The 15,867-nt window shown below is 31.3% G+C and carries 19 protein-coding genes and 1 other annotated feature; of the genes, 9 read left to right on the top strand and 10 right to left on the bottom strand.

From position 1 onward, the window contains the following. Positions 1-63 precede the first annotated feature (63 nt). Complete coding sequence (locus ACMGE9_RS10090; RefSeq protein WP_414042639.1) at positions 64-1,062, top strand: DUF6612 family protein; 999 nt, start codon at positions 64-66, stop codon at positions 1,060-1,062. Positions 1,063-1,109: 47 nt separating this feature from the next. Here the strand turns inward: ACMGE9_RS10090 and ACMGE9_RS10085 are convergent, their stop codons facing one another. The 4 genes from ACMGE9_RS10085 to ACMGE9_RS10070 form a co-directional block, all read right to left on the bottom strand. Then, positions 1,110-2,747 (bottom strand): peptide ABC transporter substrate-binding protein, encoded by a 1,638-nt coding sequence (locus ACMGE9_RS10085; protein WP_414042638.1) that lies wholly within the window; start codon positions 2,745-2,747, stop codon positions 1,110-1,112. A 118-nt stretch (positions 2,748-2,865) separates the two neighbouring features. Continuing rightward, entirely contained in the window at positions 2,866-3,714 is an 849-nt protein-coding gene (locus ACMGE9_RS10080; protein WP_414042637.1) for an N-acetylglucosaminidase, read from the bottom strand. A 118-nt stretch (positions 3,715-3,832) separates the two neighbouring features. Continuing rightward, on the bottom strand, positions 3,833-4,030 hold the full coding sequence (locus ACMGE9_RS10075) for a DUF6440 family protein (RefSeq protein ID WP_414042636.1): 198 nt from the start codon (positions 4,028-4,030) through the stop codon (positions 3,833-3,835). A gap of 86 nt (positions 4,031-4,116) precedes the next feature. Next, a complete protein-coding gene (locus ACMGE9_RS10070; protein WP_414042635.1) occupies positions 4,117-4,260 on the bottom strand; it encodes a hypothetical protein in 144 nt (47 codons plus the stop codon). Between the two features lie 156 nt (positions 4,261-4,416). On the opposite strand from ACMGE9_RS10070, the gene ACMGE9_RS10065 reads away from it, so the two are divergent. Next, positions 4,417-5,589 carry a DUF418 domain-containing protein gene (locus ACMGE9_RS10065; protein WP_414042634.1) on the top strand — a complete coding sequence of 391 codons (1,173 nt, stop codon included), beginning with the start codon at positions 4,417-4,419 and terminating at the stop codon, positions 5,587-5,589. A 62-nt stretch (positions 5,590-5,651) separates the two neighbouring features. Here the strand turns inward: ACMGE9_RS10065 and ACMGE9_RS10060 are convergent, their stop codons facing one another. Then, complete coding sequence (locus tag ACMGE9_RS10060) at positions 5,652-6,776, bottom strand: 5-methyltetrahydropteroyltriglutamate--homocysteine S-methyltransferase (RefSeq protein ID WP_414042633.1); 1,125 nt, start codon at positions 6,774-6,776, stop codon at positions 5,652-5,654. A 104-nt stretch (positions 6,777-6,880) separates the two neighbouring features. Beyond that, positions 6,881-7,124: a binding site (T-box leader), on the bottom strand. 341 nt (positions 7,125-7,465) lie between these two features. Between ACMGE9_RS10060 and ACMGE9_RS10055 the strand changes: the two genes are divergently transcribed. The 3 genes from ACMGE9_RS10055 to ACMGE9_RS10045 are packed head-to-tail and all read left to right on the top strand — an operon-like array spanning position 7,466 to position 10,997. After that, entirely contained in the window at positions 7,466-9,433 is a 1,968-nt protein-coding gene (locus tag ACMGE9_RS10055; protein ID WP_414042632.1) for a BglG family transcription antiterminator, read from the top strand. 16 nt (positions 9,434-9,449) lie between these two features. Further along, positions 9,450-9,716: a PTS sugar transporter subunit IIB gene (locus ACMGE9_RS10050; RefSeq protein ID WP_414042631.1), complete on the top strand. Its 267-nt coding sequence runs from the start codon at positions 9,450-9,452 to the stop codon at positions 9,714-9,716. 15 nt (positions 9,717-9,731) lie between these two features. After that, positions 9,732-10,997: a PTS ascorbate transporter subunit IIC gene (locus ACMGE9_RS10045; protein WP_414042630.1), complete on the top strand. Its 1,266-nt coding sequence runs from the start codon at positions 9,732-9,734 to the stop codon at positions 10,995-10,997. Positions 10,998-11,039: 42 nt separating this feature from the next. Here the strand turns inward: ACMGE9_RS10045 and ACMGE9_RS10040 are convergent, their stop codons facing one another. The 5 genes from ACMGE9_RS10040 to ACMGE9_RS10020 all read right to left on the bottom strand — a co-directional run bounded on the left by ACMGE9_RS10040 (position 11,040) and on the right by ACMGE9_RS10020 (position 13,601). Further along, positions 11,040-11,573, bottom strand: a complete 534-nt coding sequence (locus tag ACMGE9_RS10040; RefSeq protein ID WP_414042629.1) for a hypothetical protein — start codon at positions 11,571-11,573, stop codon at positions 11,040-11,042. Between the two features lie 163 nt (positions 11,574-11,736). Further along, on the bottom strand, positions 11,737-12,390 hold the full coding sequence (locus ACMGE9_RS10035) for an SDR family oxidoreductase (RefSeq protein WP_414042628.1): 654 nt from the start codon (positions 12,388-12,390) through the stop codon (positions 11,737-11,739). A gap of 98 nt (positions 12,391-12,488) precedes the next feature. Continuing rightward, positions 12,489-12,665 carry a hypothetical protein gene (locus ACMGE9_RS10030; RefSeq protein ID WP_414042627.1) on the bottom strand — a complete coding sequence of 59 codons (177 nt, stop codon included), beginning with the start codon at positions 12,663-12,665 and terminating at the stop codon, positions 12,489-12,491. A gap of 67 nt (positions 12,666-12,732) precedes the next feature. Continuing rightward, positions 12,733-13,116 carry a VOC family protein gene (locus tag ACMGE9_RS10025; protein WP_414042626.1) on the bottom strand — a complete coding sequence of 128 codons (384 nt, stop codon included), beginning with the start codon at positions 13,114-13,116 and terminating at the stop codon, positions 12,733-12,735. 11 nt (positions 13,117-13,127) lie between these two features. Continuing rightward, entirely contained in the window at positions 13,128-13,601 is a 474-nt protein-coding gene (locus ACMGE9_RS10020; RefSeq protein ID WP_414042625.1) for a GNAT family N-acetyltransferase, read from the bottom strand. Between the two features lie 86 nt (positions 13,602-13,687). On the opposite strand from ACMGE9_RS10020, the gene ACMGE9_RS10015 reads away from it, so the two are divergent. From ACMGE9_RS10015 to ACMGE9_RS10000, 4 genes are all read left to right on the top strand, one after another. After that, positions 13,688-14,215, top strand: a complete 528-nt coding sequence (locus ACMGE9_RS10015; protein ID WP_414042624.1) for a GNAT family N-acetyltransferase — start codon at positions 13,688-13,690, stop codon at positions 14,213-14,215. A gap of 11 nt (positions 14,216-14,226) precedes the next feature. Then, on the top strand, positions 14,227-14,832 hold the full coding sequence (locus tag ACMGE9_RS10010) for a hypothetical protein (RefSeq protein ID WP_414042623.1): 606 nt from the start codon (positions 14,227-14,229) through the stop codon (positions 14,830-14,832). Between the two features lie 163 nt (positions 14,833-14,995). Beyond that, complete coding sequence (locus ACMGE9_RS10005; protein WP_414042622.1) at positions 14,996-15,256, top strand: hypothetical protein; 261 nt, start codon at positions 14,996-14,998, stop codon at positions 15,254-15,256. 124 nt (positions 15,257-15,380) lie between these two features. Next, a complete protein-coding gene (locus tag ACMGE9_RS10000; RefSeq protein WP_414042621.1) occupies positions 15,381-15,860 on the top strand; it encodes a hypothetical protein in 480 nt (159 codons plus the stop codon). Positions 15,861-15,867: the final 7 nt, after the last annotated feature.

The following is a 15,867-nucleotide window of genomic DNA, read 5'->3' as shown; positions in this document are numbered from 1 at the left end:
CTCATTTTAATAAATCATTATTTTATGCTATGATTTATCTAATCACTTAAGGAGGATTTTTTTATGAAATCAAAACATTTATTATCCGCATTACTCGGTACGACTTTAATTTTTGCGGCCTGCGGAAACGAAGCAGCAGATAAATCTGAAGACAAAGCAAAGACAGAAGTAACGAAATCAGCAACAGACGACCAAAAGAATGAAGATACTAAATCAACTGAAAGTAAAGAAACTGCTTCTAAAGATACTAAAGCTGAAGAAACTGAGGAAGCGACTGACACATCAAGTGAAGGCGAAGTAAAAGAATCAGTTGAATTAATCGAGAAAGCAAAAGATGCTGGTAAGGATATTAAAAGTTATCATGCGAAATTAGATACGACAATGAAAGCTGATAACAATGATACGACTGTCAATATGGATATGAATGTAGATGATAATGGGACAACTCAAATTATGACAGAAACTATGGGTCAAAAGATGGAAATGTATATTTTTGACAAGAAAGTAGTTATGTCACCTGACGGTAAGACTTTTATGGATGTAACTAAAGCGATGGGCTCTCAGGTTCAAAAGCAATTAGAACAATTAGATTACGCTACAGCATTAAACTCTCTTGATGGATATAAAGATGCTGAATATAAAAAAACTGCTGATGGTTTCAGCTTAACGAAGAAATTTAAAAACTTAGATGAATATAAAAAGATTGCTGAACAAACAGGCTCACAAGAATTAATCTCATCTGTTGAAAAACAAGTTAAAGACGTTAAAGGTGAAGCAGTCATCAATTTTGATAAAGACTATATGATGAAGACAACTGAAACAAAAGTTGATATGACAATCAAAGATAAAACGATTGCAACAGAAACTATAGCAAATTATGATAAATATGGTAAAGTCGCTGCAATTTCAGTACCAAATGGTGCTAAGTCAGCCAAACCAATTGAGCAAGTTCAAAAAGAAATGCAAGATAAAATGAATAAAGATACATCAAATGAATCTCCTACACCTAAACCTAATGGTCAATCAGATTCAACGACTACATCTACTCCGCAGTCACAATAATAAAATAAAGACCTTGAGGTATATTTCATAACCTCAAGGTCTTTTTATTAATTATTTTTCCCTTCAATATATGCTGCTTTGTAATTATTAATACCTGAACTATTTACCATTACGTCTTTAACATAGTCTTTATCCATAAATGCGTTACCACGTTGAATTACAGGGATTACTGCTGCATCATCTAAAAGCATTGTACTTGCTTCCCCTAAAGCTTTCCATCGTGCATCTGGATCTTTAAGTAACGGTCCTTTAGCATCTTCAATTAACTTATCATACGCTGGATTCTTGTAGCCAGTATTTGTTTCAGTAGATAAATATAAATCTAAGAATGTCATTGGATCTGCGTAATCTGGGAACCAGTTACTATATGAAAGATCATATTGACCTTTAGCTTCCAAATCTAACTTTTGTTTAAATGGTTGTTGTTTAATTTTTACTGTTAAACCATCTAAATTAGATTCTAGTTGTTCTTTAAAATACTCTGCATCTTTTTTAGCAGTATCAATATCTACAGTTAATAATTCAATTTCTAAAGCGTTAATACCTAATTCTTGTTTCGCTTTTGCCCAATCTTTTTTCGCACTTTCTTTATCTAATTTTAAATTGTCTCCGCCAGCAATTTCAGAAAAGTCACTACCATCTGGTCCTTTATATACATCTTTTGGTGTGTATTGATCCGTCGCAACAGAGCCATTGTTTAAATTATTTTTTACATATGCTTCTTTATCAATTGATTTTGCGATTGCCAATCTTAAATTTTTATTACTTAATTCTTTTTTGTGGTTACCTTTGTAAGAAACTTTAAAGAATGACTGTGCTGCAGATAATTCTGTTTTGAAGTCTTTGTTCTTTTTATATTTCTCAACGTTTTCTGCTGATACACCCACTGAATCAATTTTTCCTGTTTCATATAAATTCAATCCAGTTTGTGCATCTTTAACAACTTTATAGTTGATTTCATCAAGTTTTACATTATCTTTATCCCAATATTTATCGTTCTTAACAAGCTTAACACTTTCTTCTGTTTTCCATTCTTTCATTTTAAAAGGACCATTGTATAATGTTGATTTGACATCTAATCCGTATTTATCACCTAGTTTTTTAGCGAATTTTTCATTCTTAGGCATGTATGTACCGAATGCAAGTAAGCCTTTAAAATAAGGTTGATTATTTTTTAATTTTATTTCTAAAGTATTATCATCAATTGCTTTAACGCCTAGTTCTTCAGGTTTCTTTTTACCTTTATTAACTTCTTGGGCATTTTCAATATCAAACATAATAAATGCATATTCTGAAGCTGTTTTTGGATCCACTACATTTCTCCAAGCATATACGAAGTCATTCGCTGTAACTGCATCACCATTAGACCATTTGGCATCTTTACGTATTTTTATTGTCCATGTTTTTCCATCATCTGTCTCCTTTGGATCACCTTCAGCTAAAGCTGGAACTGGCTTTGTATCTTTATCTAACCGATATAGACCTTCCATTACGTTTTCATACATTTGGAAACTTACCATATCAGTAGCTAATGCTGAATTCATCGAAGGAATATCTGATGCAGTAACTAAGTTTAACACTTGTTCATTTTTACTAGATTTCTCCGCTCCTCCACCACTACATGCAGCTAATACACTTGAAATGACTAACACTAAAGCTAAGAACCATGCATAATTTTTCTTCATACTTTCTCCCCCTAAAACACTAAAGTAGTAACATAGAATAATTTTATATTAAATATTCTGATAATTCAATCTTTTATTTAAATAAATTTTTATGTATAAAAAAACAGCAAGCGTTTGCTTACTGTTTGTAATAATAACGTGTAAAATATTTACCTTTTAATTTTAGTCTTTTATAATCCATAGCCATTCCACGTGCATTATGATGTGCCCACCTTACATCTGTTGCGTATTGATGCTTGCCAGGATTGCTAGGATTAAAACGCATGCCGTATAATGTATTTTGGTTTTCTTTAGCAATGAACTCATTCTTAATAAATTTTGCGCCACCCATTACTGCTTTTTCCGGGGAATCCCAACCATGTTTGTATGCAAATTTTGCCGCTTCATTTACAGGATCATGATCATATGCACCGATACCGAAGAAATTATAATACTTCTTATCCCCTTTGCCGACGCGTCCTTTATTATCTACTGCAATACCTTTAGCGAGCTCACTTTTCCCTTTGCCTGTCTCTAACAATGCATGATTGACAAGGTATATCTCATTCACATCTTCAATACGGCTTGCTTTAGCAAATGTTGTCCCTAAACCGTCAAGTATCCCCTTCTTTTTTAGCAATACGTTCAACTTATCTGCAGATACTTTTTGACTCATACCAAGATTTAAAAATTGATATTTTTGTTCAGGATGATTGTAATACTTACTAGGATTTAAATAGTAATCAATTTGCTTCTTTGTTGCAGGTTTCCATACAACACCGTTTGAATATTGTGCTGCACTTTTTAATTGCTTTGATAAAGCATATGGATATGTATGTTTAATCTCAACTTTATGTTGCATCATTTTCTTCTCGTATTGCTTGATTGATTGACCAATCATAAAATAAATGATGAGAGCAATTACACAAAGAATAAGCAATAATATCATTTTATTTTTCTGTTCTTGTTTTTTTGAAATCTTCGCCATTTGCTTCTCCTTTGTTTTCCTTACAAATAGTATACTATATCATTTTTAAGAAGGTTGATTGTTTAAAGCAATTATAAAAAAGATGAGCACGGACAATGATACTTGTCCCTGACTCATCTTATTTAGAATAACCTTCAGCTAAAACAGGTTTACCTTCTGCGTCAATGATGGGTGTTAATCCTGCACCATATCCCATTGCTGCATATAAATACTGTACACCTGTCTCTTCATCAACAATAATGTACGTGCTTAACATCTTAGAACTCTTATCAGAACCATCTTTATGATTGCTAAAACGCTTATCCTGTTTCGACATCTCATATCATTCCTTTCATATCCTTTCTCTCTATATACCCTGAAAAGAAAAAATTATACGCTTTAACTATACAATAAATACATTCATTAATCACTTAGGCGAGTGGTTTTTGGATGTTCTTTTGCTTTTTTGGCTTTGTAATCTTTCATCAATTGTTTCTCATATTTTCTTTTTTCATTTTCTGAGTCGGGTAAGAAGAAATCAATAATTAAGTCGAGTAAAAACATCATAATACATTCATCTCCTTTAATTACAAAATACCACCATCAAGAAAAATGTACAATACGTTTTACCTTAAAGTTACCTTAAACATTTCATCATAAAGTACGACTTAAAATCATTTAATGGTATGATATTTTCATAATTATTGTAATGGAGGTATATTTGTGGCAAGAATTACAGTTGTAGATAGTTTAAGAGGTTTTAGTTTGATTGGCATACTACTTGCTAATTTATTAATATTTCAATTTGGTATGTATGGCGCAAGTTATCCTGATTTTTATCAATTGGACGATATTAATAAATTATTATTATCTTTTGATCATATATTCATACATGGTAGCTTTATGCCCATATTTGTATTGCTCTTTGGATTTGGCCTTGTAAAAATGAGTGAAAGTTTGATGCGTAGAAAGTTACCAGTAAAACGCGCTTTACTCCGTAGAGGATTGATGTTGTTTATATTTGGTATCTTACATGCTATGTTCCTATTTTCTGGAGATATTTTATATTTATATGGAACTATTATTTTCTTTATCACTTGGATTGTAAAACGTAATGTCAAAGTATTATATATTTCAATCATTCTAAGTGTGATTTTAACTTTTACTTTAATATACGCTAATAAAGATGCTTTAATGATGATTGCAGATGCTCCTATTTCTAATTCACTTACCAAGGAACAATCACAATATTTAACAAATGAGAAAGAGATATTTTCAAAAGGGACAAATTTTGAAAGAAATACATTCCTTTCAGAAGCTGAAGATCCGTTTTTAGATATTGGTGATAACTATGGTACTATCTTTTTAGTTGCAATATTAGTCTACTTACCATTATTTATCCTAGGTATGATTTTCGCAAAAAATAAATTCTTTGAAAAGGGAATGACTAAAACTAAAGTTATATTGATGTATTTGACTCCAATTTTCTTGCTTATTAAAGGCTTAAATTTATTCTACCCAGAGAATGAAATAATCGCCTCACTACTCTTATTAGGAGACTTCGGACTAAGTTTTAGTTATATTGCAATATTCTATTCTCTATACCAAAAATTTAATCATGGACAAATATTCAAAAGTTTTGAAGCCGTTGGAAAGCTATCTCTAACAAATTATATTGGTCAATCAATATTCCATTCTTTTATTTATTATGGCTATGGTTTAGGTAGATTTGGTGATAATAATTTTATTTTATCTTTTGTTATCGCACTGGCATTCTTCGTATTCCAAATTATTTTCAGTACAATATATTTGAAATATTTTAAGTATGGCCCGTTAGAATATATCATTAGAGTCTTTACATATTGGTCATTTCATCCGAAAAAAGTTTTGAAATAAAACTCCAATATTATATAGACCTCAAAAAGTTTGAACTTTATAGTTCAAACTTTTTGAGGTCTTTATTTAGAAAACACTTCTTCACTTATTTCTTTAATTAACTCTAATTTCTTCCACTGATCAGCTTCGGTCAATACATTCCCTTCTTCAGTTGAGGCGAAACCACATTGGGGACTCAGACTTAATCTTTCCAACGCTATGTATTGCGTTGCTTCTTTAATTCTGTCGATAATCACCTGTTTATCTTCCAACTCAGGAAATTTTGACGTAACTAGACCTAACACCACTTTCTTTTCTTCGCTTACTTTTCCTAGAGGTTCAAATCCACCCGCACGTTCAGTATCATATTCTAAATAATATCCATCAACATTTTCTTTTCCAAACAATTCATCAGCTATGGCCGTATATGGTCCACTTGATGCAAAGTCAGATTTATAATTCCCACGACAAACGTGCGTATTAATGACTAAATCTTCTGGTGCATTTGCAATCACGCGATTATTGATATCTAGAATTTCTTGAATTAATGCTTCACTTGATTTGTCTGTCCCATTACCATCTCCATGAATCTTCTCACGTATTTCTTCTGAGATATGAATCCCCCAAGAACAATCATCTAGTTGCAGAACTTTTAATCCTTCTTGATATAAGTCATCAATCACTTGTTTGTATGAATTTACGATATCATCATACAATTCATCTTTATTTGGATAAATCGTATCGACTGTTTCTTTAACACCTGGACGTGTTAGCTCTACTAATAATTGTGCTGGAGCTGGAATGGTTTGTTTCACCGTTAAATGTTCAGGAGTATTATCTCGAACGAACTTAAAATGTTCAACAAAAGGATGGTTGTTTCCATCAATCTTATTAATAAATTTTACAGAATCACTTCGCGTTTCAATTTTATTGAACTGATAGCCTTGATCCAATAATTGTTGCTCAATGCCATTGAATCCGAAGAAGAAATCAAGGTGCCAATAACTACGTCTAAACTCACCATCTGTAACGGTTTGATAGCCTAGTTCATCAAGCTTTTTGATGAGTTTAATGATTTCTTCGTTTTCTACTTTCGTTAATTCATCTTGTGAAATTTTATTATTCTTAAACTGCTCTCGTGCTTGCTTTAATCTTGCAGGTCTTAAGAAACTTCCTACGTAATCGAATTTGGGTTGTTGAATTGTCATAATCGTTATCCTCCAATAAATTTAGTATTTTAATTTGAATTATTTTCATGTCACGCATATCACTTTCAGCCATAATAAAAAACCCCACACTCCTTTACTCTTTAGTAAAGGGTGAGGGGTTTCCCACGGTACCACCTTTATTCGTATTGCCATCACTAACAATACCTCAATGAGTACAAATCATACTCTGACGTTGATAACGAGCGCCAAATCTCGGACATTACCTAATAGTAACCGTTCAGTATGTAACAACAGAGGCCATTTTCAATTGCGTTCAATCACTCCATCTCACCACCTGAAGCTCGCTGTAGAAATTCGACAATCTACTTTCCTCTAAACGTTCTTATTTATTAAATTAAACATATTATAGAAAGTTGCATCTTGTTTGTCAATGTTTTATCAGAAAATTCTAATTTTATTTTGCCCTGATGATTTTCATATTCTCAATTTACACCCGATTAAAATCAAATTTACTGATGTGAGGAACACCGTGTATTAGAATATTGTCGTAATAATAATTAATTTCTTCTTTTTTTATTTATTTCATTTCATCTTTTTTATCAGAAATAACATCATGTACAATAGTTAAATACAATTTTTGAAATCTTTATTTCAAAAAGTTGGACTCAATCATCGTATCAATATATAAAAATGCGTCCTATAATGAAAACAGAAAGTGATGTGAGGCTATGCAGTTATCAGAACTTAATTTGAAGATTCTAGATTTATTAAAGAAACAGCAATCAATTACTATTAGAGACTTAATTTATCAATTAAATATTTCAAATAAAAAATTGAAATACGAATTAGACAAAATTGCTGATACATTTAGAATAATCGTAAAAAAAGATGAAGTTTTTATAAATGAACTGGTTGATTTTAATAATAATTTGTCTAACATTTCATATCAAGATTTAGTTTTCACAGAAGATGAACGTATTAATATATTATTATTTTACTTTCTATTAGATCATGAATATATTTCAATTGAACATTTAATAGAAATTGGTAATGTCTCAAGAAATACAATATTACAAGATGTAAAAATTTTAAAAGAGCAAGTTATTAATTTGAATGGTGCCGTCGAATATAATCGTACAAATGGCTATGAATTAAAGATGAATGCTGAAGACAGAGATTTACTTTTTATTAATTTAGTTCATCAAATAGCGCCTAAATTTTATTCTAAATATCTACTTTCATTTATTGCAGAAAAAGAAATTAATCTTAACGAACTTTATGACAAGGATATTTCTAATATTGAATTGCAACTTGGCCATCCCATTAGTGATAATCATAGAAAAGCGATTCAATTCGCGTTATTTGTAATTGATCATGCGCATTTTAATTCTAAATTAGAAATTGAACAGTTGAAAACAAAGACCCAACAATTTGAAAGTGATAATCACATAAAAGGTTATCATCCACTTGTTATTTTAATGATTCAAAGTACTAGTGTAATAACAAACAATACTCTTACTACCGATAAACATACAGAACAATTACTATTAAAGTTTGTACAAAATTTTGAAATCTTAAGTGGTGTCATTATCGTTGAAAAGGATAAATTAATTCAACAATTAATCAGACATTTTTATCCCGCGGTATTAAGAGCTAAGTACGGTATAAAAACAGTCGTTAACACTGAGACGCTCATTCAACCATCTATGAAACCTATCATAACCTTTACTAGACGTGCTATTAAAGATTTAGAATCAGAACTCGAAATTACATTCAGTGATAATGAAATTATTTTATGGTCTCTTTATTTTGCAGGCATAACAAGAAATCAAGGTAATACCGTTACTAATCATGAAATTGCCATTGTCGCCTGTCCAAATGGTATGGCAATTAGCCAGTCACTCACCCAAAAATTGAAAAATTATTTTCCATCACTAATTTTTTTATCACCTACTTCTATCAGTAAAGTACATGAAGTTAGGGATCAGGTCGATATAATTTTTTCGACACATGCACTAAAAAGTGATAAACCTGTCTATTTAATTACAGAATCTTTAAGTGTAAATGAGTTAGAGTATTTAAATGAAAAATTAAACGAAAAATTAAATATCCCTTTTAGGCCTGAATATTCTATTAACGATTTAATGGATGTTATCAAAGATTATGCAGAAGTAAAGAATGAACAACAGTTGTATCGAGCTATAGCTCAATTATTAAAACCGAAACATCACTTTAGGGAGGGATATCAACCTATGCTAAAAGAATTACTAACTGAAGAATTTATACAAACGCATCTTGAAGTTACAACATGGCAAGAAAGCATTAAGCAAGCATCTGCGCCACTTCTATCTAAAAATATAATCACTGAGGAATATATAAATGCAATGATCAACTCAGTTATTGATCTTGGTCCATATATCGTGATTATGCCTGACATTGCAATACCTCATGCGCGTCCTGAAGATGGTGCATTAGAAGTTGGATTAGCTTTTGCTAACTTTAAAGAACCCGTCATTTTCCCAAATGACAAATCAGTTAAAGCTATGATTGTTCTTTCAGCAAAAGATCAAAATGCACACTTAAAAGCTTTAGCTGAAATGACAGAAATCCTAGGAAAAGATGAATATTTAAACATCTTAAAAACAGCAACAAATAAAGAAGAAATTATTAATTTAATTAATAATATTAACTTATAAAATGGAGGAAATAAAAATGAAAAAAATATTAGTCGTATGTGGAAATGGATTAGGATCAAGTTTCATTATGGAAATGAACGTTAAAAAAGCATTAACTGAATTAGGTAAAGAAGCTGAGGTAAGTCACACAGATTTAGCATCTGCAAAAACTGAGACAGCAGACATTTTCTTAGGTGCAGAAGATATTATGGGCAATTTAGAAGACGGTTCAAGAACAATAGTTACATTACAAAATGTGATGAATGTTCCTGAAATCAAAGAAAAATTATCACCACTATTATAAGAGGATGTGTATTCAATGTTAGATATATTAATGAAAGATATATTAGGTACACCAGCAATCTTAGTAGGTTTATTTGCCCTACTTGGATTGCTACTTCAGAAAAAAGATATTGCTAGTGTAGTATCCGGTACTTTAAAAACTGTAATGGGATTCATCATCATTGGTGCAGGTGCCAATGTTATCATCGGTTCTCTTGATATATTCGGTAAAATGTTCGATGAAGCATTTCATGTTAATGGCATCATTCCAAACAATGAAGCTATTGTTGCGGTAGCTCAAGAAAAAATCGGAACTGCCACTGCAATGATTATGGTCTTTGGTATGATTATGAACTTAGTGTTTGCTCGATTTACAAAATTTAAATATGTTTTTTTAACAGGTCACCATACTTTATTTATGGCATGTTTAATCGCAGCAACGTTATCAGTTTCAAACTTGAGTAATATTACGATTATTATCATCGGCTCAGTAATTTTAGGTTTATGTATGGTCTTATTCCCAGCTTTACTTCAACCTACTGTTCGAGAAATTACAGGGTCTGATGATTTTGCAATTGGTCACTTTGGATCAGTAGGATATTTCATTTCTGCAACAATTGGTAAACTTGTTGGTAACAAAGAGAATTCTACAGAAACTATTAAAGTACCTAAGTCATTAGGATTTTTACGTGATACTTCTGTAGCTGTGTCACTTACAATGACGATATTATTCTTAATCGTTGCACTATTTGCTGGACCAGATTTCGTTGAGAAAGAATTATCTAATGGATCTAACTTTTTAGTATTCTCATTTATTCAGGCTATTACATTTGCTGCTGGTGTGTATATCGTACTTGCAGGTGTTCGTATGTTAATAGCTGAAATCGTACCTGCATTTAAAGGGATTGCAGATAAGCTTGTACCAAATGCTCGTCCAGCATTGGACTGTCCGACAGTCTTCCCCTTTGCACCAAATGCCGTTATAATTGGATTCTTGTTCAGTTTCTTAGCAGGTATCGTTTCAATGTTTATTTTACCTGTCCTAGGACTGAAAGTAATTGTTCCTGGTCTCGTACCTCATTTCTTTACTGGCGCAACAGCTGGAGTCTTTGGTAATGCGACAGGCGGACGACGCGGTGCTATTTTTGGCTCTATTGCTAACGGACTTGTCATTAGTATGTTGCCAGCATTATTATTGCCTCTATTAGGAGACTTAGGATTCCAAAACACAACATTTGGTGATGCTGACTTTGGTATCATTGGTATATTAATAAGTACAATATTAAAATTATTTGGAGCATAATTCAAAAGCACAAACGGTTAGTTTCCGTTTGTGCTTTTTCTACTATATTTCATCCTCACTTATCGGTGCTATTTTCTCAAACTCTTTTTCAAAAATCCCATTAAACTTCAACCTTAAACTTTCAATTAACTTCACATCTTCACTAACAATATCAATATAAAATGGACTGAATCGAAGTAACGTAGTATTAGTTAAGAAACTAGTAACAATTGGTGTCACCTGACCCCTCATTATACCTATATAGTACTTTAGTATTTCATCTTTAGAAATATTATTAACTTCAATTATACGTCTTGGATATGGCATTTCTTCGTCATTAATGAAATGCTCTTTCCAGTTCGTAATTTTAAAATATCGATTCAATTGATATTTTTTTCGACTCATATGTTTACGAAATCCGGTATTGTATATTAATAACATCAAAAACTTTTCACTATCTACCATAGATAAAATCATTTTGAAATCACTCGATGATAATCTGTCATGCAATATTCTAATTCTATATTCATTTTCCACTTTCAAAAATGGTGAAATGTTAGATTCTAGAACATTTATCTCTTTAATATTAAATTTCATATTATCCTCCAGTTGATTTACATTATTTTGTATATATTGATTATATGATTAACCTATAAATTATCAAAATAGTAACACTTTCATCTTATTAATCTAACGTAATATAAAACTAAATCCCACAATGATTTCTACATTGTGGGATTTATCTATCTTCAAATTCTCATTATGATAAGCTTTTAATTGCTTCCTCGATCGGTGTTTCACCGTTCACGACTTGAAATTCTTTACCGATTGTATTGTCATTTTCAATGACTGACATTAATACTTCAGCAACATCTGCTCTTGTAATTTTTGCTACATCTACAGTCTCTGCAACTTTAACTTTTCCTGTCTCTTTATCATCTGATAAAATGCCAGGATGTACAATTGTATAATCTAGTCCTGCATCACGTAACACGTTATCTGCGAAATGTTTTGCAACAACATATGGTCTAAAGTCACTATCCGCATCTTGAATGGCTGCACGTGTTGTATCGAATGAACTTACCATTACAAAACGTTTCACACCTAATTTGTCTGCAGTATTAATTGTCTTTACTGCAGCATCTAAGTCAATTAACATTGTCTTATCTGCACCAGTACTTCCACCTGATCCTGCTGTAAATATCACACTATCAATATTATTAAATACCGCTTCATAAGCTGGTAAATCATCTTCTAAATCTAAAATTCTAGTTTCTACATTTAAACCATCAAAATAAGGCTTCTGTTCATCTTTTCTAATCACAGCGATCGGCGTTACATTACTATCTTTCGCTAGCTTTTCAACTAGTTGTTTACCGACTTGACCATTTGCACCAAATATTAATGTATTCATTTCACTCACCCTTTCGAAATTGTACCCTCATTGTACAGCACACAATATATAATTCAATTTATCTGTTTATATCAAAATAACCATCACCTCAGTGATGGTTATGAACCGCTAATGCCCGAATTATTATCTAGTGTTTCTCTATAGCTATTACCTATTGATTTAACTGCCTTTTGATATGATGAATCTTGCGCATCTGGGTTATATTCTTTCGTCGCATGTTTCGGTGGATATGTACTTTTTGTTTCTTTCTTCTTACGTTTGAAAAACTTTAACATGTCATCACCTCGTTATAGAATTATTATTTTATATAATTATAACAAAATTTACAATAAATACCCATCATTATACTGTTATTTCAATTTGATTTCCTTCTGGATCTTTAACGCAACTTTCATAATATCCATCACCTGTTGTACGAGGTCCTGAAATGTGCTCGCATCCTGCTTCAATTAAAGTATTCGTCAAAGTATCTACCATCTCTTTATCACCAACACTCATCGCTAAATGTGTTAATCCGTAAACCCATAAATCTTCACTTGATTCAGTCACACCCGGACGTGCCATTAATTCCAAACGTGCACCCTCTTCAAATGTAATAAAATACGTCTCTAAACCCGTATTTGGATTATGGTATTTATCATTCGCTTTACCATTAAAATAATGACAATAAAAATCTTTCATTTGCTCTAAATCTTTCACGTACATCGCGATATGTTCGATTTTCATAGTAACTCCTCCTATTTATACTTCTCCATTCTTATTATACCTTCTTCATCCGGCCCTGTTACACCTGGTTTTACTTCATAACCAAACTTTATATAAAAGTCTACAGCAGTTATTGATGCTGGAACCTCAACTCTACTTGCGCGCTTATAATATTCATCTTGTTCTAATGTTTCAACAATTAGTCTTCCTAATCCAAAGCCTTGATATTCTGGCAACACAAATATCGTAAACAAACTACTTTCAATTAAGCTATCCCAATAAGGACCAATAGCACCTGTTCCAACAATCTTAATACCCTCACGAAATACATAAAAATTTGTAAAACTCGCACGTTCTTTTAGCATCTCTTCATCAATTGCCTTCATATCTTCCTGAAGGCTTTCTAAAGAATAATCCTGTATGTTTGTTTCCAACATTGCACGATGAATTAACTGTTTAATTTCGGTTGCATCTTCGTTATTAAACAATGAAATATTATACTCCATACAATCACTTCCTATATTTTTAGAATATTATATCAATAAATTCCCATTTCGTGTATAATCATAAAAAATATAAGGAGGTTATCATAATGACAATACTTAAACTCGTTCGACCTACAATCGAATATAAAGAAGACATATTAAAATACCAACAAGAATTTAAAGAAACGAAAGAAGTTATCCACGGCTCATCTTCGCTTCATAACTTTGATGACTTTGATGTATGGTTTGAAAAAGTAGAAAATAGTGATAACTTAGAACGTATTCCACATGGCTTAGTACCTGCAACGCAGTTCTTATGCGTAAATGCACATAATAAAATCGTAGGTATGGTGAATATCCGTCATTACCTGAATGACTTCTTAATTCAAATAGGTGGACATATAGGTTATTCTGTTAGACCGGATGAACGAAGAAAAGGTGTTGCGAAGTGGATGTTACAAGAGAGTCTTGCTTTCTTAAATAAAAAAGGTGTGGATCGTGCATTATTAACTTGCGATGTGGACAACATCGGCAGTCGAAAAACGATAATAGCATGCGGCGGTATTTATGAAAATAGTGTTCACGATGAACATGACGACATCGATGTAGAAAGATATTGGATAGATATTAAATAGTAATGTTAAAAATGGACAAAATAACTATCAATACTTTCGCAAGTACCGTAGCAATCCATCCTTATGAACACACATCTATGTACTATTTACTACTAGATGAATATCCTGATACTGATGCAGTGCCAACAGGTGAAATCTTCAAAAAACTAGAACGTATTGAATTAATTAAAAACGAAGGATATTTCGAAGGTAGTATCGAATTAATCTTCAATGGTGAAATCATAATTCCTAGAAGCATTCATACAAGTGACTTGTATCTACTTTGGCATGATCTATATTTATCAACAACGCATCAATCTTATGAATTTACTTACCTAGATATTGATTACACGATAAAAACTGAAATCATTACAGATCAAGTAAAGTTTGAAGTACATGATACAGAGTTGAATGAGGAAGGCAAACGCTTGATTCAAAAAGGATTTGTAGAAGATATCAATCAATACGTTGAGGAAGTAATCCACACTTATACGATACCTTCAGATGTGTATAAATTTGCAGTGATTGAAGGACTCAATACGTTTTTTGAATATTTGAATCATGATTATATGCGTAACAAATTTGACAGTCCTTATTATTTTGATTTGGAAAAAGTCATAAAAAATAACCATCAATAAAGCTTTGACGAACTTGATGGTTATAAAAAACTATCATCATTAAGTTAGTCACCGTCTTATACGGATCTGCAAGGGAGGTGTTACAGTACCTCTCTTTCCAATTACATATTTCACTACAGCGATAATCATGTCAACAAATATAGCTAAAGGGGATTACAACGAAATGAATAAAGTCATGGATGAAATCATGAAAATACTCTCAAAAGATGAGTTGAAATTGATTAAAACATTCAATCTTGAAGGTGAAAAATACGATATAATATCTATCCGAAATACATCAAAAAATGAAGTCTCGATTAAAACATTTAATACTATTTACAAAACTACTCACATACTAAAATCTTATAAAATTGATTACGGTATATCTTATCAATTTAAGGATAACAATAGTATTCATCATTTTGATATTTCAATAGAAAAATAAACAATACATTACTGATAGTTCGAAAGACTTACTACTTGAATCTTGAACATCATCATAACTAAATTATAACAGATTAATTGTAACGGCACTATTTTTATTGTAAAACGATAAAAGGAGTGTTTATATGGAAAACAGCAATAAATATTTAACGTTTACGAAATATTTTATTATCTTTACATTTTTTGTAGCTTTAACGTCTAATGTCTTTTCAATCATCAACTTTTTGAATAATGATTTAAGTCATGGTATATGGAATTTCTCAAATAAAGGCGTTTATTATTTCATCGCTTTTATACTCCAGTTCATACTTATACTTTTAATACTCATCTTTACATATCAGTTAATGAAAAAGGTAGACATTAAAGACTATTTCAACTCTATTAATTATGGTAAACTTTTCTTAATTGCTAACTTCACGTTGATTTATGCTGGATTAAATTTATTAAAAAAATATTTAGATGCACCAGTCGAATACCGAACTTTATTAGATACTACTGTAGATACTAATCAATTATTATTTATATTAGCTATCGTTATTCTTACATCACTTGATATTTACGATGAATCTAAAAAAATCAAAGAAGAAAATGACTTAACAATTTAGGTGTTTA

The sequence above is a fragment of the Macrococcus animalis genome (genome assembly GCF_047425875.1).
In the GTDB taxonomy this organism is placed as follows: Bacteria; Bacillota; Bacilli; order Staphylococcales; family Staphylococcaceae; genus Macrococcoides; species Macrococcoides animalis.
Note: the sequence above shows the minus strand (reverse complement) of the source record. Positions and strands in the feature narration are given on the sequence as shown.